Source organism: Parvibaculum indicum, assembly GCF_011762095.1.
In the GTDB taxonomy this organism is placed as follows: domain Bacteria; phylum Pseudomonadota; class Alphaproteobacteria; order Parvibaculales; family Parvibaculaceae; genus Parvibaculum; species Parvibaculum indicum.
This window is the reverse complement of the sequence record NZ_JAASQO010000002.1, coordinates 192406-218331: the sequence shown is the minus strand read 5'-3', so window position 1 is coordinate 218331 and position 25926 is coordinate 192406. Positions and strand designations below refer to the sequence as shown.

The 25926-nt window shown below is 64.8% G+C and carries 24 protein-coding genes and 1 riboswitch; of the genes, 18 read left to right on the top strand and 6 right to left on the bottom strand.

Translation table 11 applies throughout. The annotated features are described in order from the left end of the window. Positions 1-41: 41 nt before the first annotated feature. The 8 genes from tolQ (at position 42) to ftsH (ending at position 8957) form a co-directional block, all read left to right on the top strand. Positions 42-767, top strand: coding sequence for a protein TolQ (tolQ, locus tag FHS78_RS03675; RefSeq protein ID WP_167090444.1), 726 nt, complete (start codon positions 42-44; stop codon positions 765-767). Between the two features lie 3 nt (positions 768-770). Beyond that, positions 771-1235: a protein TolR gene (tolR, locus tag FHS78_RS03670; protein ID WP_167090442.1), complete on the top strand. Its 465-nt coding sequence runs from the start codon at positions 771-773 to the stop codon at positions 1233-1235. 8 nt (positions 1236-1243) lie between these two features. Then, complete coding sequence (locus FHS78_RS03665) at positions 1244-2128, top strand: cell envelope integrity protein TolA (protein WP_167090440.1); 885 nt, start codon at positions 1244-1246, stop codon at positions 2126-2128. Positions 2129-2156: 28 nt separating this feature from the next. Further along, the gene (gene tolB, locus FHS78_RS03660; RefSeq protein WP_167090438.1) at positions 2157-3509 is read left to right on the top strand and encodes a Tol-Pal system beta propeller repeat protein TolB; all 1353 of its coding nucleotides are present in this window, start codon (positions 2157-2159) and stop codon (positions 3507-3509) included. Between the two features lie 350 nt (positions 3510-3859). Next, complete coding sequence (gene pal, locus FHS78_RS03655; RefSeq protein ID WP_167090436.1) at positions 3860-4372, top strand: peptidoglycan-associated lipoprotein Pal; 513 nt, start codon at positions 3860-3862, stop codon at positions 4370-4372. A 127-nt stretch (positions 4373-4499) separates the two neighbouring features. Then, positions 4500-5498, top strand: coding sequence for a tol-pal system protein YbgF (gene ybgF / locus FHS78_RS03650; RefSeq protein WP_167090434.1), 999 nt, complete (start codon positions 4500-4502; stop codon positions 5496-5498). Further along, on the top strand, positions 5492-6814 hold the full coding sequence (gene tilS / locus FHS78_RS03645) for a tRNA lysidine(34) synthetase TilS (RefSeq protein ID WP_167090432.1): 1323 nt from the start codon (positions 5492-5494) through the stop codon (positions 6812-6814). Before ybgF ends, tilS begins: the two co-directional genes overlap by 7 nt. 211 nt (positions 6815-7025) lie before the next feature. Further along, positions 7026-8957: an ATP-dependent zinc metalloprotease FtsH gene (gene ftsH, locus FHS78_RS03640; protein ID WP_246220330.1), complete on the top strand. Its 1932-nt coding sequence runs from the start codon at positions 7026-7028 to the stop codon at positions 8955-8957. Positions 8958-9021: 64 nt separating this feature from the next. On the opposite strand, the gene FHS78_RS03635 is transcribed toward ftsH, so the two are convergent. Next, complete coding sequence (locus tag FHS78_RS03635) at positions 9022-9426, bottom strand: PIN domain-containing protein (protein ID WP_167090428.1); 405 nt, start codon at positions 9424-9426, stop codon at positions 9022-9024. Continuing rightward, on the bottom strand, positions 9423-9680 hold the full coding sequence (locus tag FHS78_RS03630; protein ID WP_167090426.1) for an AbrB/MazE/SpoVT family DNA-binding domain-containing protein: 258 nt from the start codon (positions 9678-9680) through the stop codon (positions 9423-9425). Before FHS78_RS03630 ends, FHS78_RS03635 begins: the two co-directional genes overlap by 4 nt. A gap of 132 nt (positions 9681-9812) precedes the next feature. On the opposite strand from FHS78_RS03630, the gene folP reads away from it, so the two are divergent. The 3 genes from folP to thiD all read left to right on the top strand — a co-directional run bounded on the left by folP (position 9813) and on the right by thiD (position 13119). Then, complete coding sequence (gene folP / locus FHS78_RS03625; RefSeq protein WP_167090424.1) at positions 9813-10631, top strand: dihydropteroate synthase; 819 nt, start codon at positions 9813-9815, stop codon at positions 10629-10631. A 239-nt stretch (positions 10632-10870) separates the two neighbouring features. Further along, on the top strand, positions 10871-12217 hold the full coding sequence (gene glmM / locus FHS78_RS03620; RefSeq protein WP_167090422.1) for a phosphoglucosamine mutase: 1347 nt from the start codon (positions 10871-10873) through the stop codon (positions 12215-12217). A 47-nt stretch (positions 12218-12264) separates the two neighbouring features. Then, the gene (thiD, locus tag FHS78_RS03615) at positions 12265-13119 is read left to right on the top strand and encodes a bifunctional hydroxymethylpyrimidine kinase/phosphomethylpyrimidine kinase (protein ID WP_167090420.1); all 855 of its coding nucleotides are present in this window, start codon (positions 12265-12267) and stop codon (positions 13117-13119) included. On the opposite strand, the gene FHS78_RS03610 is transcribed toward thiD, so the two are convergent. Beyond that, positions 13108-14532 (bottom strand): aminotransferase-like domain-containing protein, encoded by a 1425-nt coding sequence (locus FHS78_RS03610; RefSeq protein WP_167090418.1) that lies wholly within the window; start codon positions 14530-14532, stop codon positions 13108-13110. The two genes, thiD and FHS78_RS03610, sit on opposite strands and share 12 nt — an antisense overlap. A gap of 134 nt (positions 14533-14666) precedes the next feature. Between FHS78_RS03610 and FHS78_RS03605 the strand changes: the two genes are divergently transcribed. Together FHS78_RS03605 and FHS78_RS03600 are read left to right on the top strand one after the other, a co-directional pair. Next, entirely contained in the window at positions 14667-15464 is a 798-nt protein-coding gene (locus FHS78_RS03605) for a PhzF family phenazine biosynthesis protein (RefSeq protein ID WP_167090416.1), read from the top strand. Positions 15465-15501: 37 nt separating this feature from the next. After that, a complete protein-coding gene (locus FHS78_RS03600; protein ID WP_167090414.1) occupies positions 15502-16095 on the top strand; it encodes a LysE family translocator in 594 nt (197 codons plus the stop codon). On the opposite strand, the gene FHS78_RS03595 is transcribed toward FHS78_RS03600, so the two are convergent. Beyond that, positions 16092-16988 (bottom strand): DMT family transporter, encoded by an 897-nt coding sequence (locus FHS78_RS03595; RefSeq protein ID WP_167090412.1) that lies wholly within the window; start codon positions 16986-16988, stop codon positions 16092-16094. The two genes, FHS78_RS03600 and FHS78_RS03595, sit on opposite strands and share 4 nt — an antisense overlap. Positions 16989-17193: 205 nt before the next feature. Between FHS78_RS03595 and FHS78_RS03590 the strand changes: the two genes are divergently transcribed. The 4 genes from FHS78_RS03590 to FHS78_RS03575 all read left to right on the top strand — a co-directional run bounded on the left by FHS78_RS03590 (position 17194) and on the right by FHS78_RS03575 (position 22628). After that, positions 17194-18366, top strand: a complete 1173-nt coding sequence (locus FHS78_RS03590) for a phosphoserine transaminase (protein WP_167090410.1) — start codon at positions 17194-17196, stop codon at positions 18364-18366. A gap of 201 nt (positions 18367-18567) precedes the next feature. Continuing rightward, positions 18568-20145, top strand: a complete 1578-nt coding sequence (serA, locus tag FHS78_RS03585; RefSeq protein WP_167090408.1) for a phosphoglycerate dehydrogenase — start codon at positions 18568-18570, stop codon at positions 20143-20145. Positions 20146-20480: 335 nt separating this feature from the next. After that, a complete protein-coding gene (locus FHS78_RS03580; RefSeq protein ID WP_167090407.1) occupies positions 20481-21773 on the top strand; it encodes an adenylosuccinate synthase in 1293 nt (430 codons plus the stop codon). 15 nt (positions 21774-21788) lie between these two features. Further along, entirely contained in the window at positions 21789-22628 is an 840-nt protein-coding gene (locus FHS78_RS03575; RefSeq protein WP_167090405.1) for a CPBP family intramembrane glutamic endopeptidase, read from the top strand. A gap of 54 nt (positions 22629-22682) precedes the next feature. Here FHS78_RS03575 and FHS78_RS03570 read toward each other — a convergent pair whose 3' ends face one another. Further along, positions 22683-23093 (bottom strand): MAPEG family protein, encoded by a 411-nt coding sequence (locus FHS78_RS03570; protein ID WP_167090403.1) that lies wholly within the window; start codon positions 23091-23093, stop codon positions 22683-22685. A gap of 173 nt (positions 23094-23266) precedes the next feature. Next, positions 23267-23379: riboswitch (TPP riboswitch) on the top strand. Between the two features lie 81 nt (positions 23380-23460). On the opposite strand from FHS78_RS03570, the gene thiC reads away from it, so the two are divergent. Then, complete coding sequence (thiC, locus tag FHS78_RS03565; protein WP_167090401.1) at positions 23461-25317, top strand: phosphomethylpyrimidine synthase ThiC; 1857 nt, start codon at positions 23461-23463, stop codon at positions 25315-25317. Positions 25318-25554: 237 nt separating this feature from the next. Here thiC and FHS78_RS03560 read toward each other — a convergent pair whose 3' ends face one another. After that, the gene (locus FHS78_RS03560; RefSeq protein ID WP_167090399.1) at positions 25555-25842 is read right to left on the bottom strand and encodes a GIY-YIG nuclease family protein; all 288 of its coding nucleotides are present in this window, start codon (positions 25840-25842) and stop codon (positions 25555-25557) included. Between the last annotated feature and the right edge of the window lie 84 nt (positions 25843-25926).

Sequence of the window (25926 nt, the reverse complement as noted above, 5' to 3'; positions counted from 1 at the left end):
ACAACCCCTCAACAGGCTCGAGTACGAGGAGAGGCTGCTGAATGGATCCCGCTACCGCTACCAATGTCATCGCCAATGCCGGTGTAGACGCCGTGCCTGTGGACTTCTCGGTCTGGGGCCTTTTCATGCGCGCCGACGTCATCGTGAAAATCGTGATGCTCGGTCTTCTTTTCGCGTCGGTCTGGTCATGGGCCATCATTTTCGACAAATGGTGGCGCTTCGGCCGGGTGGAACGGCGCGCCGACCAGTTCGAACGGATTTTCTGGTCCGGCCGCTCGCTGGACGATCTCTATCAGGAGATGGGGCACCGTCCCGAACATCCGCTTTCGACGCTTTTCATCGCCGCGATGCGCGAATGGCGCCGCTCCAAGGACATCGCCACCGACAGCTTCGTCGGGCTGAAGGAGCGCGTGGACAAGGTGATGCAGGTCACCATCAACCGGGAGGTTTCCGCGCTTGAAAGCCGGTTGCTGTTCCTGGCGACGGTCGGTTCGGTGGCGCCCTTTGTCGGCCTGTTCGGCACGGTCTGGGGCATCATGAATTCCTTCCAGTCCATCGCGATCAGCCGCGACACGAACCTTGCGGTGGTGGCGCCGGGCATTGCCGAGGCGCTGTTTGCGACCGCGCTGGGCCTTCTGGCCGCGATCCCGGCGGTGGTGGCCTATAACCGCTTTTCCAATCAGGTGGGGCGCATCGCCGGCCGTATGGAGACCTTTGCCGACGAGTTTTCCGCCATCCTGTCCCGACAGCTCGACGAGCGGGGGTAAGGCATGGCTTTCAACGCCCAGAACACGAGAAGGGGATCGCAACGCGGGCGTTATACCCGCGCGCCGATGAGCGAGATCAACGTGACGCCCATGGTGGACGTCATGCTGGTGCTGCTGATCGTCTTCATGGTGGCGGCGCCGCTTCTGACGGTGGGCGTGCCGGTGGATCTGCCCAAGACGCAGGCCGAGCCGCTGACCGGCGACACCGAGCCGCTGACCATCACCATCGGCAAGGATGGAAAGGTGTTCGTGCAGGAGACGGAGGTCGATCCGGACAAGCTGGTCGATCAGCTCCTGGCCATCGGGGAGAACGGATACAAGCAGCGGATCTTCGTGCGGGCGGACAAGGCCGTCACGCATGGCAAGGTCATGGAAATCATGGGACGGATCAGCGCGGCCGGTTTTTCCAAGGTCGGGCTCGTCACGGATACGGATACAAGCCCGCCTTCCGGGGCAGGTAAACGGTAACTCAGGGAATGCGCAGTTCGCTTCTCTATTCCGTCGGGATGCATGTCGCCATCCTCGGCCTGGCAATCGTGGTTCTTCCTTCGCCGGACGAACTGCCGTCCGTGGAGACGCGCGCCTTGCCGGTGGATCTCGTCACGATCGACGAGTTCACCAATATGAAGCGCCAGACGAAGACGGAAAAGAAGGTGGAAAAGCCGAAGGAGACGCCGAAGCCGCCGGCGCCCGAAAGGCCTGAAACCAAGAGCGAACCGAAGCCGGAGCCGACCCCGGCGCCGCCCGCGCCCAAAGCGACGCAGCAGGCGAAAGCCGAGGCCAAGCCGGAACCCAGGGCCGAGCCCTTGCCGACCAAGGAAGCGAAGAAGGAACCGAAGCCCGCGCCGAAGGAGAAACCCAAGCCGAAGCCGAAACCGGAAAAGAAGGCTCAGAAATCCGCCCCGGCGGAAAAGAAGAAGAGCTTCGATCCGAACCGGCTGGCGGCCCTGTTGAACAAGATGCCCGAGGACAATGCACCCAAGCAGCCGCAACAGCAGTCCGAGGCGCAGGTGGATGCGCCCCGGACGGACGATCCGGACCTGCCGCTGACCATGTCGGAACTCGACGCCTTCAAGGTGCAGATGGCCAAATGCTGGACGGTGCCGGCGGGCGCGGCGGGCGCGGAGAAGCTGGTGGTGAAGATCAAGGTCTATCTCAGCCCGGACGGGTCGCTGGCGCAGCCGCCGGAACTGATGGACCGGACGAAACTGATTACGGGCGGGACGACCTATCGCGCGGCTGCGGATGCCGCCTTGCGCGCGATCAGGCTCTGCCAGCCCTTCAAGATGCCGGCGGACAAATACAATAGCTGGCGCGAAATCGATCTGACATTCGATCCAAGACAGATGCTAGGCGGGTAGCAGCATGGGTAAAGGAAGCGTGATGACGATGAAATCGAAGGCTTCGGTCGCGGCGGCAGCCGGGGGGCTCGGCAGGATGCTTGCCGTCTGTCTGGTCGTCCTGTGTGCCGCGATGGCGGCGGCGCCCGCGCGGGCCGCGCTGCAGATCGACATCACGCAGGGCAATGTCGATCCGCTGCCCATCGCCATCACGAATTTCATGGGCGAGACCGAGAACGACAAGTCGGTCGGATCGGATATCGCCTCCGTCGTGTCCAACGATCTGGAGCGGTCGGGCCTTTTCCGGCCTCTGCCGCAGCGCTCCTTCATCCAGCAGATCGGCGCGATCAACGTCCAGCCGCGTTTCGGCGACTGGCGCATCATCAATGCGCAGGCGCTGGTGACCGGCAAGGCGACGACGGAAACGGACGGGCGGCTGCGGGTCGAGTTCCGGCTCTGGGACGTTCTGGGCGAGCAGCAGCTCACCGGGCTTCAGTTCTTCACCAGCCCCGACAATTGGCGGCGCGTGGCGCATCTCATTTCCGATGCGATCTACAAGCGGCTGACGGGCGAGGAAGGCTATTTCGATACGCGGATCGTCTATGTCGCGGAGTCGGGGCCGAAGAACAAGCGCGTGAAGCGGCTCGCCATCATGGACCAGGACGGTCACAATCCGCGGATGCTGACCAATGGCAGCTATATGGTGCTGACGCCGCGCTTCAGCCCGAACTCGCAGGAAATCACCTATCTGTCCTATCGGAACAACAATCCCCGCGTCTTCATCCTCGATATCGAGACCGGCCAGCAGGAGGCGGTGGGCGATTTTCCGGGCATGACCTATGCGCCGCGCTTCTCGCCGGACGGGCAGCGGATCATCATGAGCCTGCAGCGCGGCGGCAATGCCGACATCTACACGATGGATCTGCGCAGCCGACGGGTGACGAAGCTCACCGATACCGCGGCGATCGACACCTCGCCCAGCTATTCGCCGGACGGTAATCAGGTCGTCTTCGAATCCGACCGCGGCGGGTCGCAACAGCTCTACGTGATGAATTCGGACGGTACGAACCAGCGCCGCATCAGCTTCGGCACGGGGCGCTACGCCACGCCGGTCTGGTCGCCGCGCGGCGATCTCATCGCCTTCACCAAAATGGCGTCCGGCCGTTTCGTGATCGGCGTGATGAAGCCCGACGGCTCCGGCGAGCGCGTGCTGACGGAGGGCTATCACAACGAGGCGCCGACATGGTCGCCGAACGGCCGCGTCATCATGTTCTTCCGCGAGACGCGCGGGGCGCAGGGCGGACCCAATCTGTGGTCGGTCGATGTGACCGGCTACAATGAGAGGCCGGTACCGACGACGGGTTTCGGGTCCGACCCGGCCTGGTCGCCCCGGCTTCAATAGCGGGGCGGGAAACGGAATTCGAAATTCATCGCCGCCTTTCCGGCGGGATGAAGGGTTGGTGTAAAAATGTCACTAGGCGGTACCCCGAAGCGACAATCTGAAGGATGTTCCTTGCGGATTAGTCAGGGTGCGGATAATGTTATGTGGCGGTACAGCAACCCACAGCGCCGGTCTCGGGCAAACGGCAGGCCTTGCGGTCCTGCGGCGGGAGCCATAAGAGACGGGCGGATGTCAGAGAAATGTTGCCGGCGAATATTACGGGCCACCGGCAACGGATCGTTCATCGAGGCGCCCGCGAATTCGAGCGCTGAGGCGCCATGGCCGCCAGAGATCACAAGGAGATTACCTCAATGAAGTCCCCCAAAGTTGGCCTGCGGTTCGCTGTTGCGGCCGCCGCTATGCTTATCGTGGCTGCTTGCAGCTCCACGGACGAAGAAGCTGCCCCCGCTCCCTCCACCTCTATCGACAGCGGCGCGGCGAGCACCGTTACGCCCGGCAGCCAGGAAGATCTGGTGACCAATGTCGGCGATCGCGTGTTCTTCGACACCGACAAGTCCACGCTGGATAGCGAAGCCCGTGCGACCCTGCAGCGTCAGGCCGCATGGATGAAGACCTATCCGAACCTGGCCTTCACGGTCGAAGGCCATGCCGACGAACGCGGTACGCGCGACTACAATCTCGGTCTGGGGTCGCGCCGCGCCAATGCGGTGAAAGACTATCTCGTCAGCCTGGGCGTTCCGGCGTCCCGCCTCAGCACCATCTCGTATGGCAAGGAACGTCCGGTCTGCCTCGACAGCACCGAGACCTGCTGGGCGCAGAACCGCCGGTCGGTCACCGTCGTGACGAGCGGCGCCACGAGCTGACCGTTTTTTCGGTCTCGCGACATGCGTGCCCCCTTGCGATCTCTCGCATGGGGGCACGCTGCTTTTCGGACAAGCGGTTTGCACTTGCCGTGAAAACCGCCCAAATTTCGTCTTGTTTGGCGCTAGGATGGCGCTGATCGGATTCGATACCGGTATTGAGGACAATATGCTCAAAGGCACCAAGGCCCCGACCCGGAAAAGGCTCGCGGGGGGCCTTGCAGCAGGCGTTCTTCTGGCCGCGGCGATCGGCGTCGGCGGATTGCATGCGCAGGAAAACAATCCCGACTGGCTGGACTGGCAGAATCAGGGCGGCAACGGGTCCGGCGCAACGGATGGCAGGCCGGGCGGTACGAGCGCGCCGGGCGCGGTGACGACGAGCGATATTGGCGGGTCGAGTGCCGATACCCAGTCCCGCCTCCTGCAGCTCGAAGATCAGGTGCGCCGGCTGACCGGACAGCTCGACGAGATGAGCCACCGCTTGCAGCAGAGCGACCAGCGGCTTCAGCAGCTTCAGCAGAATATGGATCTTCGCCTCAGCAAGCTCGAGGGCGGGGCCGGTTCGGGTGCGTCGGGCGGGGCGGCGGCGCCGATGTCCACGAGCCCCCAAAGTTCCTCGTCCGGAAGCGCCTCCTCCGGGAATTCCTCACCTGGTAATTCCTCTGGCGTCCTGGGCACGATGCCCGCCGGGAACGCTGCCTCGGGCGGCGGGTCTTCGGCATCGGCTTCCGTGTCGCTGCCGGAAGGTACGCCCGAAGTGCAGTATGAATATGCGCGCGGCCTGCTGAAGCAGGGCCGTTACGGCGAAGCGCGTTCCGCCTTCGAGCAATTCCTGAAGGTGCATCCCAACGACACGCTGTCGGGCAATGCGCAATACTGGCTGGGCGAGACCTATTATGCGCAAGGCCAGTACAAGAACGCGGCGGACGCCTTTCTCAACGGCTACACCACCTACAAGGCCAGCCAGAAGGCGCCGGACAGCCTGTTGAAGCTCGGCATGACCATGATCGTGCTCGGGCAGAAGGACGCGGCCTGTTCCGTCTTCGGCGAACTCGGCAACAAGTTCCCCAACGCCTCTCCGGCCATTGTGGCTCGCGCCCAGCGGGAGCGGCAAAAGGCCGGGTGCTGACCGGCGGCATGGCCTCGTCCGGCGAAGGCGCATTGCGCCAGAGCGAATTCGACAAAAGGCTGAATGCGCTCTCGCCGGGCCGGAACATTGCCGTGGCGCTGTCGGGCGGGCCCGACTCGCTGGCGCTTCTCCTTCACGCCGCGCGCTGGGCGAAGCGGCGCAAGGGCGCTTCGGTGCTGGCGCTGACCGTCGATCACGGGCTCCGCGCCGAAGCCGCGAAGGAAGCCGCCCGCGCCGGTGCGCAGGCCCGCGCGCTCGGCGTTTCCCACCGCATTCTGAAATGGCAGGGCAAGAAGCCGTCGCACGGCATTCAGGCGGCGGCGCGCGAGGCGCGCTACGCGCTGATGGCGGCGGCCTGCCGCAAGGCGGGCATCGGCGATCTGCTGCTTGCGCATCATCTGGAAGATCAGGCGGAGACGTTTCTGCTGCGTCTGGCGCGCGGCAGCGGGGTGGACGGGCTCTCGGCCATGGCCGCCGCGCGCGATTATGACGGGCAGGCGCCGCGATTGCGGCTACTCAGGCCGCTGCTCGACGTACCGCGCGCACGGCTTGCCGCCGGCGTGGCGAAGGCGGGGCTCACGCCCGCGCAGGACCCCAGCAATGAGGACGAGCGTTATGAGCGGGTCCGGCTGCGGCGCGCGCTGCCGCAATTGGCCGAGATCGGGCTCGATGCCGCCACGCTTGCCCGCTCCGCCGAGCGCATGGCCCGGGCGCGCGAGGCGCTGGACGGGGAGGCGGCGCGGTTCATGTCGCTCCATGGCCTCCAGACCGACTGGGGCAGCGCGCTGATCGAGCGCGAGGCGTTGGCGGCGGCGCCCGACGAAATCGCACTCAGGGTGCTGGCGCGGCTGGGCCGGACGGTCGGCGGCGGAGCCTTTCCGCCGCGCGACGAGGCGCTGCGGGCGATCCTGGACGCCGTCCGGGCCGGCGGGCTCGGGCGGGGGCGGACGCTGTCGGGCTGCAAATTCGCCGACAAGGGCCGCCATGTCGCGGTGACGCGGGAGCTGGCGGCGGCGCGGGGCGCGGCCCCGCTCGCGCTTTCGCCGGGCGACGAGGGTGTCTGGGACGGGCGTTTCCGCGTTTTTCTGGGCGAGGCGCCGGCCCGGCGCGGCGGATACCGGGTGGATCTGCTGGGGCCCGAAGGGCTCAAAACCCTGCGGGCGGCGGGGGTGGCGCTGCCGGATGTCCCCTCGCAGGTGCTTGCCGCAATGCCGGCACTTTTCGCCGGTAAGCGTCTCATTGCCGCGCCTTTCGGCGAGGCGGCGGTGGGAATTGGCCGGGGGAAGGTGAAATTTCGCGCGATTCCGGTTCGTTAAGCCTGTCTCATAACGTCTTGTTACCGGCTGCGCTGATAGCATTTCACGAGACAATCGACGGTGACGGCTCTTGGTAAACCCTTTCGGGTTCACTATCTTGTCACTAGATTAGAAAAGGTCGAAAAGCCGCCGGCCCGCGCGTTTCGCGCATGGCATGGTGCCTGCACACAGGCTGACATCGTATGCGTTCAGCCGAGGGAAGGTCCGAGAGTTGTCCAATTTCAGGAATTTCGCTCTGTGGGTGATTATTGCGCTGCTTCTGGTGGCGCTGTTCAACCTGTTCCAGAGCCCTGTTCAGCAAACATCCACATCCGAGATCAATTTCTCGCGTCTGCTTTCCGAAGTGGATGCGGGCAATGTGCAGGATGTGACGATTTCAGGCGAAAAGATCACCGGCCATTACACGAACGGGCAGAGTTTCAGCACCTATGCGCCGCAGGATCCGAGCCTGATCGACCGTCTCTACGACAAGGGCGTGCAGATCACCGCCAAGCCGACCGAAGACGATGTGCCGACCATCCTGAGCGTGCTGATCTCCTGGTTCCCGATGCTGCTGCTCATCGCCGTCTGGATTTACGTCATGCGGCAGATGCAGGGCGGCGGCGGCAAGGCGATGGGCTTTGGCAAGTCCAAGGCCAAGCTGCTGACCGAGCGCCATGGCCGCGTCATGTTCGACGATGTGGCCGGTATCGACGAGGCCAAGGAAGACCTGACCGAGATCGTGGATTTCCTGCGCGATCCGCAGAAGTTCCAGCGTCTCGGCGGCCGTATCCCCAAGGGCGTGCTGCTTGTCGGTCCGCCCGGCACGGGTAAGACGCTTCTGGCGCGCGCCATCGCGGGCGAGGCCAATGTGCCCTTCTTCACCATTTCCGGTTCCGACTTCGTCGAAATGTTCGTCGGCGTCGGCGCGAGCCGCGTGCGCGACATGTTCGAGCAGGCGAAAAAGAATGCGCCCTGCATCATCTTCATCGACGAAATCGATGCGGTGGGCCGTCATCGCGGCGCCGGTCTCGGCGGCGGCAATGACGAGCGCGAACAGACGCTCAACCAGTTGCTGGTGGAGATGGACGGCTTCGAGCCCAATGAGGGCATCATCCTGATCGCCGCGACCAACCGTCCCGACGTGCTGGACCCGGCGCTCCTGCGTCCCGGCCGTTTCGACCGCCAGGTCGTGGTGCCGAACCCGGATGTGATGGGCCGCGAAAAGATCCTGAAGGTTCACATGAAGAAGGTGCCGCTGGCGCCGGATGTGGACCCGCGCACGATCGCGCGCGGCACGCCGGGCTTCTCGGGCGCCGATCTGGCCAACCTCGTCAACGAGGCCGCGCTGATGGCCGCGCGCCGCGGCAAGCGCCTCGTCACCATGGCGGAGTTCGAGGATGCCAAGGACAAGGTGATGATGGGCGCGGAACGCCGCTCCATGGTCATGACCGAGGAAGAGAAGAAGCTGACCGCCTATCACGAAGGCGGGCATGCGCTGGTGGCGCTGCATCAGCCGGCTTCCGATCCGATCCACAAGGCGACGATCATCCCGCGCGGTCGCGCGCTGGGTATGGTGATGCGCCTGCCGGAGCGCGATCAGATTTCGATCACGCGCGAAAAGCTCAAGGCCGACCTCGCGGTCGCCATGGGCGGTCGCATCGCCGAGGAAATCATCTTCGGCCATGAAAAGGTGACGTCCGGCGCAAGCTCCGACATCCAGATGGCGACGAACATGGCCAAGTCCATGGTCACGCGCTGGGGCATGAGCGACAAGCTCGGCCCGCTGGCCTATCACGAGAATGAAGACGAGGTGTTCCTCGGCCATTCCGTCGCGCGCCAGCAGAACATGTCGGAAGAGACGCAGCGCATGATCGACTCGGAAGTGCGCCGCATCGTCGATGACGGCTACAACACGGCCAAGCAGATCCTCACCGATCACATCGACGAGCTGCACACCATCGCCAAGGGCCTGCTCGAATATGAAACCCTTTCGGGCGACGAGATCAGCAATCTGCTGAAGGGCGAGCTGCCGATCCGCGACAGCGGCGAGCCGATGCCGCCGACCGACAGCGGGCCTTCGTCCTCCGTGCCGACCACGGGCGGCAAGAAGGGCGACGAGGGCGGCCCGGTGGGCGTGCCCCCGGCACCCCAGGGGACCTGAGCCCTGACGAATTGGAATGATTGAGGGAGGCTCCGGCCTCCCTTTTTCGTGGGCGGGCGGAGCGTCAGCGCCGGAACGGATTCACGATTTCCAGCTCCTTTTCGATCCGCATGCCGTCATGCATGTCTTCCGAATAGAGCGTGTCGCAATCCGTTTCCAGCGCCGCGGCGATAATCAGCGCATCGTAGAAATGGAACTTGTGTCGTTCCGCCACGCCGAGCGCGCGTTCATGCATCCCTATTGTGAGATCTTCGATACGGCAATGGGATCGAATGACGTTTATCGCGTCGCTGATCTTCGGCCAGCCAAGGCCGAATTTCGGCGAGCTGCACAGCGATGCGAATTCGTTGAGCACCTGAACGCTGACCGTGGCGCCGCTTGCCAGAAGTTCAATGGCCCGGTCGCTGCGCGGCTCGTCCTGCGCGAGCGCATAAACGATGATATTGGTGTCGAGAAAGATGCCGCTCATTGAGCTTTTCGGTTGCGCTCGTGAAGGGCGGCCCGGTCGAAACGATGGTTGCGGGGCAATTTCAGGCCGATCCGGCCCCGCAGCGCTTTCAGCTCTTTGAGGGCCGTCTCCCGGCTCATGTCGCGCCGGATCAGGAACCCCTCGCCGTCGCCGACGCGGACTTCCACCTCGTCGCCTTCCTTCAGGTCGAGCGCTGCGACGATGCTGGCGGGCAGGCGTATGGCCAGGCTGTTGCCCCATTTTGCGAGTTTCATGGCTCCGAACTCCATGGATATACAAATTAAATGTATATCCATTCCGCAAGCCGTCAAGTTGGGGCGGACGATTTCGCCGGGCGCTCATGCCCGGCCGATTGGCGTCGGCCGGGACTGTGCTAGAAACCGGGCATGATCAGACGCCCCAAAATTCTCGGCATTCTCAACGTCACGCCGGATTCCTTTTCCGACGGCGGCAGGTATTTCGAGCCCGACGCGGCCATCGCGCATGGGCGGGAGCTGCTTTCGGCGGGGGCGGACCTGCTCGATATCGGGCCGGCCTCGTCCAATCCGGATGCAAAGCCGGTGAGCGCGGAAGAGGAAATCCGCCGGATCGCGCCGGTGCTCGATGCGCTGGGCGAGGCGGGGGCGGAAATCTCCGTCGACAGTTTCCAGCCCGAAACGCAGGTCTACGCGCTGGAGCGCGGCGTGGCCTGGCTCAACGACATTCAGGGCTTTCCCGATGAAAGCCTCTATCCCCGGCTGGCGGATGCCTCTTGCGGCCTCATCGTCATGCATTCGGTGCAGGGGCGGGGAACCGCCGACCGCCGCGCGGCGCCGGAAGGCGACATGATCGAGCATATCTGCCGCTTTTTCGAGGCACGGCTGGAGGCGTTCTCCCGCGCCGGGATCGCGCCCGAGCGCGTGGTGCTCGACCCCGGCATGGGCTTCTTTCTGGGGTCCGCGCCCGAGACCTCCTTTTCGGTGCTGGCGCGGTTCGGAGAGATCAGGGCCCGTTTCGGCCTGCCGGTGCTGATTTCGGTGTCGCGCAAGAGCTTCCTGCGCAAGGTGACGGGCCGGGTGCCGGGCGAGGCGGCGGCGGCGACGCTGGCGGCGGAAGTGCTGGCCGCGCAGGGCGGGGCGGACATGATCCGCACGCATGAGCCCGCGCCGCTGCTGGATGCGCTGAAGGTGCTGGCCGCGCATGAGGCCGGAAAGCCTCCACACTGAAAGAAACGGCAAGAAATCGTTAACTGCGTTGCAGGCCGGCGGCCCTATATTTGCTACGAGAGCGGATGCCGGTCGGGGAATCCTGTTTCGGGATTTCGGCCGACCGGGAAATCCGTTCTCCGCCTTTCGGTCGATCCGTCCGGAGGGGACAGCCCGGGGAGCGGCTTTCAATCGGGACGCCGCCGATTTGTCGCAATGGGCGTGTAACGCAGCCGCATCGAGACGCATCGAGGACCTTCATGTCGCGCAAATATTTCGGAACCGACGGCATCCGCGGAACCGCCAACAGGGGAACGATGACCGCCGAGACCGCGCTGCGCGTGGGCATGGCGGCGGGGCGCGTGTTCCGGCGCGGCGATCACCGCCACCGCGTGGTGATCGGCAAGGATACGCGGCTGTCGGGCTATATGCTGGAGCCGGCGCTGACGGCAGGCTTCACGTCCATGGGCATGGACGTCTTCCTGTTCGGCCCGCTGCCGACGCCCGCCATCGCGATGATGACGCGCTCCCTGCGCGCCGATCTCGGCGTGATGATTTCCGCCTCGCACAATTCCTTCGAGGATAACGGCATCAAGCTTTTCGGACCGGACGGCTTCAAGCTGTCCGACGAGGTGGAACTCGAGATCGAGTACCACATGGATAACGGCCTGAAGGACAATCTGGCCGATGCGCGCGAGCTGGGCCGGGCCAAGCGCATCGACGATGCGCAAGCGCGCTATATCGAGCATGTGAAGCACACCTTCCCGAAGGATCTCACGCTCGAAGGCCTGCGCATCGTGATCGACTGCGCCAATGGCGCCGCCTACAAGGTCGCGCCCGCCGCGCTGTGGGAACTCGGCGCCGAAGTGGTGACGGTCGGGACCGAGCCCAACGGCTTCAACATCAATGACGAATGCGGCTCCACCGCGACCGAGCGCATGTGCGAGGTGGTGCGCGAGCGCCGCGCCGATATCGGCATTGCGCTCGACGGCGATGCGGACCGCGTCATCATCGCCGACGAGACCGGCCGGGTGATCGACGGCGACCAGATCATGGGGCTCGTCGCGCGCCACTGGAAGGAAATGGGCACGCTCTCCGCGCCGGGCGTGGTGGCGACGGTGATGTCCAATCTGGGGCTTGAGCGATTCCTGAAATCCATCGACCTGTCGCTCCATCGCACGCAGGTGGGCGACCGCTATGTGGTCGAATATATGCGCCAGCACGGCTTCAATGTGGGCGGCGAGCAGTCCGGCCATATCGTGCTCAAGGATTTCTCCACCACGGGCGACGGCCTGATTGCCGCGCTGCAGGTGCTGTCCGTGCTGAAGGCGACGGGCAGGCCGCTGAGCGAACTCGCCCATGTCTTCGACCCGGTGCCGCAAATCCTCAGGAATGTGCGCTTCCGGCAGGGCGAACCGCTGAACAAGGCGGAAGTGAAGGAGGCGATCCGGGAAGGCGAGACGCGGCTGGCGAAGAACGGACGGCTGGTGATCCGTAAATCCGGGACGGAGCCGCTCATTCGCGTAATGGGCGAATGCGATGACGAGGGATTGGTGAACGCCGTCGTCAACGATATTGTGTCGGCTATCGAAGCCAACGCCGCTTGAGGGCCGCCTGAGGCCCGAATACGGGCGGTAAACGCCGGAACAGCGATATGACCAATGACGCCAGTGGCGAGCCGAAGGGCCGCGTATTGATCGTGGCCGGTTCGGATTCGGGCGGCGGCGCCGGAATCCAGGCCGACATCAAGGCCGTGACCATGATGGGCGGCTTTGCCATGACGGCGATCACCGCCGTCACCGTGCAGAACACGTTGGGCGTGACCGGCATTCACGAAGTTCCGCCGCAGATCGTGCGCGACCAGATGAAGGCGGTGCTTTCCGACATCGGCGCGGATGCGGTGAAGACCGGCATGTTGCACGGCGTGGAGATCATCGAGGGCACGGCCGCCGAGATCGAGGCGGGCGCGGCGGAGGCGTCGCTGGTGGTGGACCCGGTGATGATCGCCAAGGGCGGGGCGCGTCTGCTGGCGGAAAACGCCGTCGACGCCATGCGCCAGGTCCTCATTCCCATGGCCACGCTGCTTACGCCCAACGTGCCGGAAGCCGAAGTGCTGACGGGCCGCGAGATCAAGACGCTGGACGGCCAGAAGGCGGCGGCCGATGCGCTGCTCGGTCTCGGCGCGGATGCGGTCCTCATCAAGGGCGGCCATCTGGAAGGGGCGATCGTCACCGATGTGCTGGCGACGCAGGAGGCGATCCATACGATGACGAGCCCGCGCATCGACACGCGCCACACCCATGGCACGGGCTGCGCGCTCGCCTCCGCCATCGCGGCGCTGCTGTCGCAGGGCGTGGAAATCGTGCTGGCGGTGGAGGCGGCGCGCGACTATGTGCATGAGGCGATCCGCACCGCGCCGGGCTTCGGCCAGGGGCATGGGCCGCTCAATTTTCTCGCCCTGCCGGATGAGGACGAGACGCCCGAAATGGGCTCGATGCTACGCCACTAGCGGGGTGGAGAGCGGGCCGGTTTCGAGCAGCTCGCGCAGGATGGCGAGACCTTTCGACAATTGATCGCGCGATGCGGGCTGGCCGATTGCCAGCCGGATATGGCGCGAGGTGCGGTCCGTCCGCCCCACCATGAAATCGTCGCCCGCGGCGATGGCGAGGCCCTTGGCGCGGGCCGCTTCCACGAAATGATGCGCGCGCCATATCTCCGGCAGTTCCACCCAGACATAAAGCGAGGCGTCGTGCTGGCGGAGCGTGTAGCCCGCCAGCGCGTCTTTCGTCAGCCGGTGGCGTTCGGCCACTTCCGCGCGCATCGCCCCGCACAGCGTGCGGGCTTCGCCGCTTTCGATGAGCGTCGCGGCGAGGTCCGCCATCAGGGGCGGGACGGTCTGGCCGAAGCCGAATTGAATGGCGCGGGCGCGGTCGAGCATCTGTCGGGGCGGCACCAGAAAGCCGATGCGCAGGCCCGAGCCCAGCGTCTTGGCGAGGCTGGTGCCGAAAAAGCTGATCTCCGGCGCGAAACAGGCGATGGGCAAGGGCCTCTCGGGCAGCAGCGCGCCATAGACATCGTCTTCGATGATGGCGATCTCATGCGCGCGGGCGATCTCCGCTATTTCCCGGCGCCGTGCTTCGCCCATCACCGCGCTGGTCGGGTTTTGCAGATTGGGCACGATGAAGAGCGCGGCGGGGGCGTGTTCCTTCGCGGCGCGGGCCAGCGCCTCCGGCACGATCCCTTCCGCGTCGATTTCCACGCCGACGATGCGCCGTCCCATCAGCGCGGCCTGCTGCGTGATCGCCTGATAGGTCATCTCTTCGGCGAGAATGACATCGCCCGGCGCGGTGGTGGCGAGGATGGCGGTGAGGATGCCCTGCGAGGCGCCGGAACAGACCACGATGTCGTCGGCCTCCGGCGCGAAGTCGCCATGGGCGAGCCATTGCGCCGCCGCCGCGCGATGGCGCGGGCTGCCGCCGGGCGCGAGATAGACGTTGAAGGGTTCTTCCGCCGGGCGCGGTTCGGCCATGGTGGCGGCGAGTGCGCGGGACACGATGTCGGTCTGGCCCACGGTGGGCGCGAAGGCCGCCTTCATGGCGATCTCGGTTCCCTCCGGCAGGGTGACGAAGGCCGCCGAGCCGACGCCCCTGTTGCCGCGCGATTGCGTTTCCGCGCCGGCGATGAAGGTGCCGCGCCCGACCTCGCCCGTCACCTCGCCCCGATTCGCCGCCAGCGCATAGGCGCGCGTCACCGTGCCCACCGTCACGCCGAGCGCATAGGCGAGCCGGCGCATGGGCGGCAGTTGCGCGCCCGGCTCGGCATGGCCCCCGGCGATGGCGTCGCGCAGCGAATCGGCGATGGCGCGGTAGCGCGGACCGGGGCGGGCGGTGATATCGTCGAGGTCGAAACTGTAAATTGTCATGGGTACAATAAATACATTGTCTGCGGATATTGTCCCCATCATATTACTCGAACGGCGCAATTGCACCGAAAATAGCTCTGAAAAAGCCATATATCGCCGGATTGTATCGATACAATCCGGTCAAGGAGTGAGAGATGACGACGCCCCTCTATCAGGTGGATGCCTTTGCCGATCGCGTTTTCGAGGGCAATCCCGCCGCCGTGGTGCCGCTTAAGGAATGGCTGCCCGACGAGGCGATGCAGTCGCTCGCCGCGGAGAACAATCTGGCCGAGACCGCTTTCTTCGTGCCGGAGGGCGAGGGGTTCCATCTGCGCTGGTTCACGCCGACCGTGGAGGCCGAGCTTTGCGGCCATGCGACGCTGGCCACCTCGCATGTGCTCTACACGCATCTGGGCTACGACGCCCCGCGGATTTCCTTCCGGACGCGCAGCGGCGAACTGATCGTGACGCGCGAGGGCGACAAATATGCGATGGATTTTCCGGCGGCGACGCCCAGGCCCATGCCGGAGCCGGCGGGGCTCGCCGATGCGCTGGGCATCAAGCCGCGCATCTATGTCCGCACGCCCAATGTCATGGCGGTTTTCGACAGCGCGGATGAAGTGCGCGCGCTGAAGCCGGATTTCGCGGCGCTGAAACGGATCCTGACGCCCTTCAACGCGGTGCTGATCGTCAGCGCGGAAGCGGAGGAGGGATCGGAGTTCGATTTCGTCTCGCGCGTCTTCGCCCCGGCCCATGGCATCGACGAAGACCCGGTCACCGGCTCGTCCTACTGCACCAGCGTTCCCTACTGGGCGAAGAAACTCGGTAAGCCCGATCTCGTCGCGCGCCAGGTGTCGGCGCGGGGCGGCACGGTCTGGTGCACGGATGCGGGCGAGCGCGTCATCATTCGCGGTCGCTGCGTGGATTATCTCAAGGGCGAATTCTCGCTCTGAGTTTTACGTCGCTTCTCAATCGAAGGCAGGTGTGGTCATGCATGGCGACGCCCTGGCGCTTGCTGCGCTTTTCATCTGTACAATGAGCTTCACGCCGGGCCCGGCCAATCTCAGCATGCTGTCGGTCGGCGCCTCGGTGGGGCTTTCGCGGGCCTTGCCCTATCTCCTCGGCGTCTGGCTCGGCGGGCTTGCCGTCGTCGCGGCGGGCGCGGCGGGGCTCGGGGCGCTTTTCGTGGCCGCGCCGAAGCTCTTTCTGGCGATGAAGATCGTCGGCTTCGTCTATATCTGCTGGCTGGCGTGGAAACTCGCCCGGGCGGGCTTTGGCGGGAGTGCGCATGAGATCGCGCCGTCCTTCTGGGCGGGCGCAGGCCTTCACCCGGTCAATCCGAAAGCCTATGTCCAGGTCGGCATGGTGTTTTCCAGCTTCGTCACGCCGGGCACGGCCTATCTGCCCCAGGCCGCATTGCTCGGCACGCTCTGCTTTGGGACGATGGTGGCGGCTACCTCGCTTTGGGGCATGGGCGGCGACGCCATCCGCCGGTTCACGCATAACGAACGTGCGATGCGCCTTGTCGCGGTCACGGCGTCCCTTCTCATGGTGGTCAGCGTCGGTGCGGCCATCCTGCTCTAGGCGCGACGGCGGCGCCATTCGCTGACCGCGATGCCGACGAGAATGAGCGCAAGCCCGATCAGTGTGCGGAGCGTCAGTTCCTCGTCGAACAGCGCATAGCCCGCCAGCGCGGCGAAGGCGGGCACCAGATAGTTCGACAGCGCCACGAAGGTCGCGCCCGCCCGGTCGACGATCCGGAAAAACACCAGCGCGGCGAGCCCCGTCGACAGAAAGCCGAGCCCCGCCGCGCTCAGCAGCGGCACCGCGCCCGCCTCCATCAGCCGGGCCGGCGGCGTGACGGTGCTTGCGACCAGAAGCCCCGCGACCGCGCCCGCGGTGAGGACGCCGGTCGATTTCGCGATGATCGGCATGTCGGGCGCGCGCCGGGCCAGCACATTGTTGCAGGCAAAGCAGAACGCCCCGGCGAGCACGGCCAGTTCGCCCATCAGTATCGCTCCGTCGCCTGCCAGGCTGGTGAGGGCGCCGGGGCCGATCACGATGACGAGCCCGGCGAACCCGATCGAAAATCCTGCGAATCGGGGCAGCGTGATCCGTTCTTCCGGCACGAAGAAATGCGCCAGCGCGAGCGTGGCCAGCGGCACGAACCCGATCAGGATGCCCGCCAGCGCGGAAGGAACCTGCTGCTGCCCCCAGCTGATGGCGAAAAAGGGGAGGATATTGCCGACAAGGCCGAGCGCGACGAACCATCGCCAGTCCCGCCAGCGGGCGGTCAGCCTGTTATTGCTGAACAGCAGCAGCGCCAGGAGGAGCAGGCCGCCGAACCCGAGGCGCAGCGCCATCACCCATTCGGGCGTCATGCCTCTGAGCGCCAGCTTGGTGAAGGCGAAGGCCGAGCCCCAGCAGAAGACGAGCAGGGCGAGCAGGATCCAGTGAGATAGGGGGCGTGAGGTCATGAAAATTTCGTCGCAGGGGGGAGGGGCGGCTTTTTGGCAGCCTAATGCGGTTTTTTCAGGGAGGCGACCGGGCGGGCGGGATGTTTCACATTTTCGCGGCCCTGTTTCACGCGACATCCATTTGACTTCCTCCGGGCGCAAGCATAGCTATTGCGGCGGGACACCCCTCCCCAACGAGGGGCAAACTATCTGAGAGGATAGCTATATGACCGCTCAAGAGCGTCCGGCCGTGCGTCCGGCTAATCCGCACTTTTCTTCCGGCCCCTGCGCGAAGCGCCCCGGCTGGGCCCTCGAAAATCTCAAATCCGCCGTTCTCGGCCGCAGCCATCGCTCGAAGCCCGGCAAGGCCCGTCTTGCCGACGCCATCGAGAAGACGCGCGCGGTGCTGAACGTGCCCGCCGACTACAAGATCGGCATCGTTCCCGCGTCCGACACGGGCGCCGTCGAGATGGCGCTCTGGTCGCTTCTCGGTGCGCGCGGTGTGGACATGCTCGCCTGGGAAAGTTTCGGGCAGGGCTGGGTCACCGATGTCGCCAAGCAGCTCAAGCTCGAAAACGCCCGCACGCTGAAGGCCGAATACGGTCAGCTTCCCGATCTCGGCGCGGTCGATTTCAAGAACGACGTCGTCTTCACCTGGAACGGCACCACCTCCGGCGTGCGCGTGCCGAACGGCGAGTGGATCGCCGACGACCGCGAAGGCCTGACGATCTGCGATGCGACGTCGGCCGCCTTCGCGCAGGATCTCGCCTGGCCGAAGCTCGATGTCGTCACCTTCTCCTGGCAGAAAGTGCTGGGCGGCGAGGCCGCGCATGGCGTGCTGATCCTCAGCCCTCGCGCGGTGGAACGGCTGGAAAGCTACACGCCCGCATGGCCGCTGCCGAAGATCTTCCGTCTCACCAAGGGTGGCAAGCTCATCGAAGGCATCTTCAAGGGCGAGACGATCAACACGCCCTCCATGCTCTGCGTGGAAGACTATATCGACGCGCTGGACTGGGCCGATTCCATCGGCGGGCTGAAGGCGCTCATCGCGCGCGCCGACGCCAATACCGCGGTGATAGCGGAATGGGTCGAGCGGACGCCGTGGGTCGACTTCCTCGCCGAGAAGGTGGAGACGCGCTCCAACACCTCCGTCTGCCTCAAGGTCGTGGACCCCAAGGTCGCCTCGCTCTCCGAGGACGATCAGGCGGCGTTTGCCAAGAAGATGTCCTCGCTGCTCGAAAGCGAAGGCGTGGCGATGGATGTGAACGGCTATCGCGACGCACCGGCCGGTCTTCGCATCTGGGCGGGCGCCACCATCGAGGTGTCCGACATGCAAGCGCTGATGCCCTGGCTCGACTGGGCCTTCGCCGAAGCGCTCGCCTCGCTCGAAGCGGCCTGAGTTTTCCAGACACAGTTCCCGTCATTGCGAGGTGCTTCGAGACGCGGCTTCGCCGCTCCTCAGCATGAGGAGGCGGAAAAACAGCCCTCATCCTGAGGAGGCCCGAAGGGCCGTCTCGAAGGATGATTGCTCCCGCTCGATGCAGCCGCGCAATGACGATCACTGAATTCAATTGAACCCAGAAGTTCCAGGGAGGCATGAATGCCCAAGGTTCTGATTTCCGACAAGCTTTCCCCCGCCGCCGCGCAGATCTTCAAGGATCGCGGTATCGAGGTCGACGTGAAGCCCGGCCTCGACAAGGAAGAGCTCATCAAGATCATCGGCGAGTATGACGGTCTCGCCATCCGCTCCGCGACCAAGGTGACGCCGCCCGTCATCGAAGCCGCGAAGAAGCTGAAGGTCGTCGGCCGCGCCGGTATCGGCGTCGACAATGTCGATCTTCCCGCCGCGACGGCGGCCGGCGTCATCGTGATGAACACGCCTTTCGGCAATTCCATCACCACCGCCGAGCATGCCATCGCGATGATGCTCTCGCTTGCCCGCCAGATCCCGGATGCCAACGCTTCCACCCATGCGGGCAAGTGGGAAAAGTCGAAATTCATGGGCGTCGAAGTCACCGGCAAGACGCTCGGTGTCATCGGTGCGGGCAATATCGGCTCCATCGTCATCGACCGCGCCAAGGGCCTGCGCATGAAGGTCGTCGCCTTCGACCCCTTCCTGACGCCGGAGCGCGCGGGCGATATGGGGATCGAGAAGGTCGAGCTCGACGAGCTGCTGGGCCGCGCGGACTTCATCACGCTGCACACGCCGCTTACCGACAAGACGCGCAACATCATCGACGGCGCGGCGCTGGCGAAGTGCAAGAAGGGCGTGCGCATCATCAACTGCGCGCGCGGCGGTCTCATCGTCGAGGCCGATCTCAAGGCGGCGCTGGAAAGCGGTCAGGTCGCGGGCGCGGCGCTCGACGTGTTCGAGGAAGAGCCGGCCAAGGACAATGCGCTGTTCGGCATGGAAAACGTCGTCTGCACGCCGCATCTGGGCGCTTCCACTTCCGAAGCGCAGGAAAACGTGGCGCTTCAGGTGGCCGAACAGATTTCGGACTATCTGCTGACGGGCGCGATCGTGAACTCGATCAACGTGCCGGCGGTCTCCGCCGACGAAGCGCCGAAGCTCTCGCCCTTCATCAAGCTTGCCGAACAGCTCGGCTCCTTCGCCGGCCAGGCGACGGAGACCGGCATTTCCGGCGTCAAGATCGAGTATGAAGGCGATGTCGCGGAGATGAACACGCGCGTGCTGACGAACGCGCTGCTTTGCGGTCTGCTGAAGCCGCTGCTGTCGGACGTCAACATGATCTCCGCCCCGGTGATCGCGAAGGAACGCGACATCAAGGTGGAAGAGGTGAAGCGCGAGCAGCAGGGCGCGTATGAAACCTATATCCGCCTCACCGTGAAGACGGAGCGTCAGGAGCGTTCGGTTGCCGGGACGGTCTTCACGGGCGGACTGCCGCGTCTCATTCAGGTGAAGGGCGTGGATATGGAAGCAGCCCTCGGCGAGCACATGCTCTATGTCACCAACAATGACAAGCCGGGCTTCATCGGTTCCATCGGCTCCACGCTGGGCGAAGCGGGCATCAATATCGCCAACTTCAATCTCGGCCGCGAAAAGGAAGGTGGCGGCGCCATCTGCCTCATCGAGGTGGACAGCGAAGTCAAACAGGACGTGCTCGACAAGATCGAGGCCCTGCCGAATGTTGTTTCGGCCAAGAGCATGAACTTCTGAGCCGAATCGGCGTTACGGAATGCGGAAAGGGCGGTCCTCGGGCCGCCCTTTTCCTTTGTCACTGCGAGCGCCCGTCGGGGCGCGCGGCAATCCAGGGCGGCAAATCCCGTGCTGGATTGCGTCGTCGGCCTGGCCTCCCCGCAATGACGGAAGAGGGCGAATCGGCAGGGGATCCGCCGTTTGCAAAGTGCGCTGGCCTTTCATCCCCCCATGCGCTAGAACCTCGAAAAGCCCCGGCCGGCAAGGCGCGGGGCTTTTGGCGTGTCTGGCGATCCGGTTTTTCGGGAATCCGGGCTGCGGAGCGCCGGCCACTGAATTTCAAAGGCTGAGAAGCGATGGCGAATGTAGCGGTTGTCGGCTCCCAATGGGGCGACGAGGGCAAGGGCAAGATTGTGGACTGGCTGTCGGAGCGCGCCGATGTGGTGGTGCGTTTTCAGGGCGGGCACAATGCGGGCCATACGCTGGTGATCGACGGCGTGACCTACAAGCTGTCGCTGCTGCCGTCGGGCGTGGTGCGCGAAGGCAAGCTCTCCGTCATCGGTAATGGCGTCGTGGTCGATCCCTGGGCGCTGCTGGACGAGATCGGCCGGCTGCGGGAGCAGGGCGTGAAGATCGGTCCCGAGCGGCTGCGGATCGCGGAGAATGCGACGCTCATCCTGCCGCTCCACCGCGAACTCGACGAGATCCGCGAAAACTCCAACAGCGGCACCAAGATCGGCACCACCAAGCGCGGCATCGGCCCGGCCTATGAAGACAAGGTGGGCCGCCGCGCGCTGCGCGTGATGGACCTGATGGACCTCGACGCGCTGGCCGACAAGGTGGAAAAGATGCTGGCGCATCACAATGCGCTGCGCCGCGGCCTCGGTCAGGAGCCGGTCGACGGGGAAAAGCTCACCGCGCAGCTCAAGGAGATCGCGCCGGAAATCCTGCCCTACATGGATTCGGTCTGGCGTCTGCTGGACGGGGAGCGCCGCAAGGGTAGCCGCATCCTGTTCGAGGGTGCGCAGGGCACGCTGCTCGACATCGACCACGGCACCTATCCTTACGTGACCTCTTCCAACACGGTCTCCGCGCAGGCGGCGACCGGCTCCGGCATGGGGCCGGCGGCCATCGATACGGTGCTCGGCATCACCAAGGCCTATACGACGCGCGTGGGCGAGGGGCCGTTCCCGACCGAACTCGACGACGAGGTCGGCCAGCGTCTCGGCGAGCGGGGCCGCGAATTCGGCGTGGTGACGGGGCGCAAGCGCCGTTGCGGCTGGTTCGACGCGGTGCTGGTGCGCCAGGCGATCAAGACGAGCGGCATCACCGACGTCGCGCTCACCAAGCTCGACGTGCTGGACGGATTCGACGAGGTGAAGATCTGCACCGGCTACAGGCTCGACGGGCAGGTGCTGGACTATCTGCCCGGCGGCGCGGCGTTGCAGGCGCGCGTGGAACCCGTCTACGAGACGCTGGAAGGCTGGCAGGAAACCACTTTCGGCGCACGCACATGGGGTGAGCTGCCCGCGCAGGCGATCAAATATGTGCGCCATATCGAAGAGCTGATCGAATGCCCGGTCACGCTTCTGTCCACTTCGCCGGAGCGCGAGGACACGATCCTGATGAAGGATCCCTTCGAGGACTGACGGAAGGACGACAGGATGGTGTGGGGTCCCGACAGCACGAGGGCGGCCGTGCCGCCCGCCGAGGCGGCGCTGCCGCCGGACGCCGACGGGGCGCCGGAGGGCGCAGAAGAGGGCGTGCACGGGTTCCGGCTGCGCGATGCGTTCATCATCATCGCCGCCACGCTGGTCGGACAGTTCCTCGGCGTGATCGGCTATGGCGCCGTGCTCTATCTCACGGGGGACGGCACGGTTCAGGACCTTCTCTGGAAGATTCAGCACGATCCCTTCCGCAATCATATGGTCGTGGTGAGCGGCTTCTGCGGCTATCTGGCGATGCTGCTCTGGATCGTCCATCTGCTGCGCGGGCGGCGGATCACGCCGTCGGGGATCGGTCTCGTCCGGGCGGGCGGGGGCTGGTTCGCGCTGGTCCTGCTGCTTTTCTTCGCGCTCAAGGGCCTCAGCGTCTGGCTCATGACCTTTCTCGACGAGGCGACGATCGAGGCAAGCTACCGGACGATGGACGGCCTTGTCGGCAAGGAAACGCTCTGGGCGGCGGGCTCGGCCCTGCTGGTCGTTGCGATTGCGCCCTTTCTGGAGGAAGTGGCCTTTCGCGGCGCGCTTTATCAGGGACTTTCGCGTCACATGCCGCGACTGGTCGCGGCGGGGATCGCCACGCTCGGTTTCGCGGCGATCCATCTACAATATGCGCTGGCCGGCGGCGTCGTTGCCGTGGTGACCACCGCGCAGGTGCTGTTGCTCGGGGCGGCGCTCATGTTCCTCTACATGAAGAGCCGGTCGCTCTGGCCGGGCATTGCGCTTCATGCGCTCAATAACGGCGTGTCGCTCATCTTCCTTTTCGCCGTCGCGCAGCCATGAAAAAGGGCGCCGCGACAAACGCGGCGCCCCCTGGAAGCGATCCGGGCCTTCCCGTCAGAAGGTCACGATTTCATAGAAGATGATCAGATAGCCGATCACCGCGACCGCCCAGGCGATGGTGCGGATGCCGAGAAAGGTGAGCCCGGTCGTGTAGACCAGCGCATGGGCGATGCGCCCGATCAGGAACAGTTCCGCGCCCAGCACGGTCAGGTTCGTATGGATGCCCGTCAGATGCGCCGGAATGACGAGGCAGGCATAGATCAGCAAATTCTCGATCAGGTTCGACGCGGCCCGTTTCGCGCGGGGGCCCGCGCCGGCGGCGGTGGATCCTTCGTCGCGATTGCCGATGCCCCATTGCATGCCCATGGCGGACACATTGGCATTGGCGTAGATCACGATGAGAATGAACAGAAGCGCCGCGCTCCAGACGAGTACGGACAGTTCGAACGGCATTGATGACATCATTCGGCTCTCTCCCCAGCCTTGGTTCATGAAAAGGCTCTGCCACAAGCCCGCCATCCGCCCTTCGGCAGGCGAACGACTCACGGGAGTCTAGGCCGCATCCGTGCAGGGCGCATCCATGATTATGTGTTGTCATGTCGCCCCTTTACCTTGCGCCTTGCCAGAGTCACACTGCGCCTATCACCGAGGGGGGCCGGCGGCAGCCGGCTGAGATGAACCTGATACCGGTTCACCACCCTTACCACCTGATCCGGGTCATGCCGGCGAAGGGACGGGACCTGCCGGGTATCGTGTGGACAGACGTCCGGTCAGCCGCTTTCGCGCCATTTTTCCCGGATTTCCAGGGGCATACGCCCAAGGGAGTCCTGCGATGAACGTCAAGCCGACTATCGAGCATATGGAAGTGACCGCCGGGCCGCTTCCCGCCAGCACCAAAACCCATACCGCGCCGGAGGGCTTTCCCGACATCCGGGTGCCGTTCCGCGAGATCGCGCTGCATCCGAGCGCGGAAGAGCCGCCCTTGCGCGTCTACGACACCTCCGGCCCCTATACGGACCCGCAGGCGATCATCGACGTCGAAGCGGGCCTTCAACGTCCGCGCACGGATTGGGTGACGGCGCGCGGCGGCGTGGAGGCTTATGACGGCCGCGAAGTGAAGCCGGAAGACAATGGCAATGTCGGCGCGTCGCATCTCGCCCGCGAATTTCCTCTGCGCCACCGGCCCCTTCGCGGCAAGCCGGGCGAGATGGTGACGCAGCTCGAATATGCGCGCGCCGGCATCGTCACCGCCGAGATGGCCTATATTGCCGAGCGCGAAAATCTCGGCCGCAAGCAGGCGCTCGCCAATGCCGGGCACAAGATCGCCGAGGGCGAGAGCTTCGGCGCGGACATTCCGGAGTTCATCACGCCGGAATTCGTGCGCAAGGAAGTCGCCGAGGGCCGCGCCATCATCCCGGCCAACATCAACCATCCGGAACTGGAGCCGATGATCATCGGCCGCAACTTCCTGGTGAAGATCAACGCCAATATCGGCAATTCCGCCGTCGCCTCCTCCGTGGCGGAAGAGGTCGACAAGATGGTCTGGGCCATCCGCTGGGGCGCGGACACGGTGATGGACCTCTCCACGGGCCGCAACATTCACAACACGCGCGAATGGATCATCCGCAATTCGCCGGTGCCCATCGGCACGGTGCCGATCTATCAGGCGCTCGAAAAGGTGGACGGCGTCGCCGAGGACCTCACCTGGGAGGTTTTCCGCGACACGCTGATCGAGCAGGCGGAGCAGGGGGTGGACTATTTCACCATCCATGCGGGCGTGCGTCTGGCTTACGTGCCGCTTAGCGCCAAGCGCGTGACGGGCATCGTCTCGCGCGGCGGTTCCATCATGGCGAAATGGTGCCTCGCGCATCACAAGGAGAGTTTCCTCTACGAACACTTCGAGGATATTTGCGACATCATGCGCGCTTACGATGTCTCCTTCTCGCTGGGCGACGGGCTTCGCCCCGGTTCCATCGCGGATGCGAACGACGAGGCGCAGTTCGCCGAGCTCGAAACGCTGGGCGAGCTGACGCAGATCGCCTGGAAGAAGGGCTGTCAGGTGATGATCGAGGGGCCGGGTCATGTGCCGATGCACAAGATCAAGGTCAATATGGACAAGCAGCTGAAACACTGCGGCGGCGCGCCCTTCTACACGCTGGGCCCGCTCACCACGGACATTGCGCCGGGCTACGACCACATCACGAGCGGCATCGGCGCGGCGATGATCGGCTGGTTCGGTTGCGCCATGCTCTGCTATGTGACGCCCAAGGAGCATCTCGGCCTGCCGGACCGGCAGGACGTGAAGGAAGGCGTCATCACCTACAAGATCGCGGCCCATGCCGCCGACCTCGCCAAGGGCCATCCGGCGGCGCAGATCCGCGACGATGCGCTCAGCCGCGCGCGCTTCGAGTTCCGCTGGGAAGACCAGTTCAACATCGCCCTCGACCCGGAACGCGCCAAGGAGTTCCACGACCAGACGCTGCCCAAGGAAGCGCACAAGGTCGCGCATTTCTGTTCCATGTGCGGGCCGAAATTCTGCTCCATGAAGATCACGCAGGAAGTGCGCGACTATGCCGAAAGCGGCATGGCAGAAAAGGCGGGCGAGTTCCGCAATTCCGGTGGCGAGATCTATCTGGAAGAGGCGGACGCCGCGAACAAGCAGGCCAACAAGGCGCTGGGCGGCTCCTGATAAAACGAAGTGTCGCCCCGGGTTTATCCCCGGGGCCTACTCGCCTGTCGGTTTAGCAGGTCGTCGCGATTGCCCCCTTCGACGGCTCCTCTTTCGCGTTTTGTCGCCTGCGAGGAGATGAACAAAGCAGCTTTGCTCCTGCCGATCCGTGATTGGGTCCCGGCAACAAGTGCCGGGACGACACCTGCATTTTAACCTCCTATGTCGCCCCGGGACTTGTTCCCGGGGCCTACTCGCCTATCGGTTCAGCAGGTCGTAGAGATCGTCCCACTCGGGATTGTCCTTCTCGATCTGCCTTATCTTCCACGCGCGCGGCCATTCCTTCATTGTCTTTTCACGCTGGATCGCCCGTTCGATTGCCTCGAAGGGTTCGACATAGACGAGGCGGTGAACCTTGTGCTTCGCGGTAAAGTGCGAACCTTTTCCCTCCCGATGTTCCCAAACACGCCGGGCAAGGTCGTTCGTCACGCCGATGTAAAGCGTACCGTGCTTGCGGCTCGCGAGGATGTAGACGAAATAGCTCATCGCCTGCGGGTCCGAGAGTGGGTCCCGGCAACAAGTGCCGGGACGACATGATATGTTAGATTATAGATGCCGTCCCGCATCTGC

Coding starts and splice junctions, on each gene's coding strand:
- FHS78_RS03560 (WP_167090399.1), bottom strand. CDS start 25,842: ATGAGCTATTTCGTCTACATCCTCGCGAGCCGCAAGCACGGTACGCTT.
- tolQ (WP_167090444.1), top strand. CDS start 42: ATGGATCCCGCTACCGCTACCAATGTCATCGCCAATGCCGGTGTAGAC.
- thiD (WP_167090420.1), top strand. CDS start 12,265: ATGACCAATGACGCCAGTGGCGAGCCGAAGGGCCGCGTATTGATCGTG.
- folP (WP_167090424.1), top strand. CDS start 9,813: ATGATCAGACGCCCCAAAATTCTCGGCATTCTCAACGTCACGCCGGAT.
- tolR (WP_167090442.1), top strand. CDS start 771: ATGGCTTTCAACGCCCAGAACACGAGAAGGGGATCGCAACGCGGGCGT.
- glmM (WP_167090422.1), top strand. CDS start 10,871: ATGTCGCGCAAATATTTCGGAACCGACGGCATCCGCGGAACCGCCAAC.
- FHS78_RS03600 (WP_167090414.1), top strand. CDS start 15,502: ATGCATGGCGACGCCCTGGCGCTTGCTGCGCTTTTCATCTGTACAATG.
- FHS78_RS03605 (WP_167090416.1), top strand. CDS start 14,667: ATGACGACGCCCCTCTATCAGGTGGATGCCTTTGCCGATCGCGTTTTC.
- FHS78_RS03575 (WP_167090405.1), top strand. CDS start 21,789: ATGGTGTGGGGTCCCGACAGCACGAGGGCGGCCGTGCCGCCCGCCGAG.
- FHS78_RS03665 (WP_167090440.1), top strand. CDS start 1,244: ATGCGCAGTTCGCTTCTCTATTCCGTCGGGATGCATGTCGCCATCCTC.
- thiC (WP_167090401.1), top strand. CDS start 23,461: ATGAACGTCAAGCCGACTATCGAGCATATGGAAGTGACCGCCGGGCCG.
- FHS78_RS03635 (WP_167090428.1), bottom strand. CDS start 9,426: ATGAGCGGCATCTTTCTCGACACCAATATCATCGTTTATGCGCTCGCG.
- FHS78_RS03630 (WP_167090426.1), bottom strand. CDS start 9,680: ATGAAACTCGCAAAATGGGGCAACAGCCTGGCCATACGCCTGCCCGCC.
- serA (WP_167090408.1), top strand. CDS start 18,568: ATGCCCAAGGTTCTGATTTCCGACAAGCTTTCCCCCGCCGCCGCGCAG.
- FHS78_RS03590 (WP_167090410.1), top strand. CDS start 17,194: ATGACCGCTCAAGAGCGTCCGGCCGTGCGTCCGGCTAATCCGCACTTT.
- pal (WP_167090436.1), top strand. CDS start 3,860: ATGAAGTCCCCCAAAGTTGGCCTGCGGTTCGCTGTTGCGGCCGCCGCT.
- FHS78_RS03610 (WP_167090418.1), bottom strand. CDS start 14,532: ATGACAATTTACAGTTTCGACCTCGACGATATCACCGCCCGCCCCGGT.
- tolB (WP_167090438.1), top strand. CDS start 2,157: ATGAAATCGAAGGCTTCGGTCGCGGCGGCAGCCGGGGGGCTCGGCAGG.
- FHS78_RS03580 (WP_167090407.1), top strand. CDS start 20,481: ATGGCGAATGTAGCGGTTGTCGGCTCCCAATGGGGCGACGAGGGCAAG.
- FHS78_RS03595 (WP_167090412.1), bottom strand. CDS start 16,988: ATGACCTCACGCCCCCTATCTCACTGGATCCTGCTCGCCCTGCTCGTC.
- FHS78_RS03570 (WP_167090403.1), bottom strand. CDS start 23,093: ATGATGTCATCAATGCCGTTCGAACTGTCCGTACTCGTCTGGAGCGCG.
- ybgF (WP_167090434.1), top strand. CDS start 4,500: ATGGCGCTGATCGGATTCGATACCGGTATTGAGGACAATATGCTCAAA.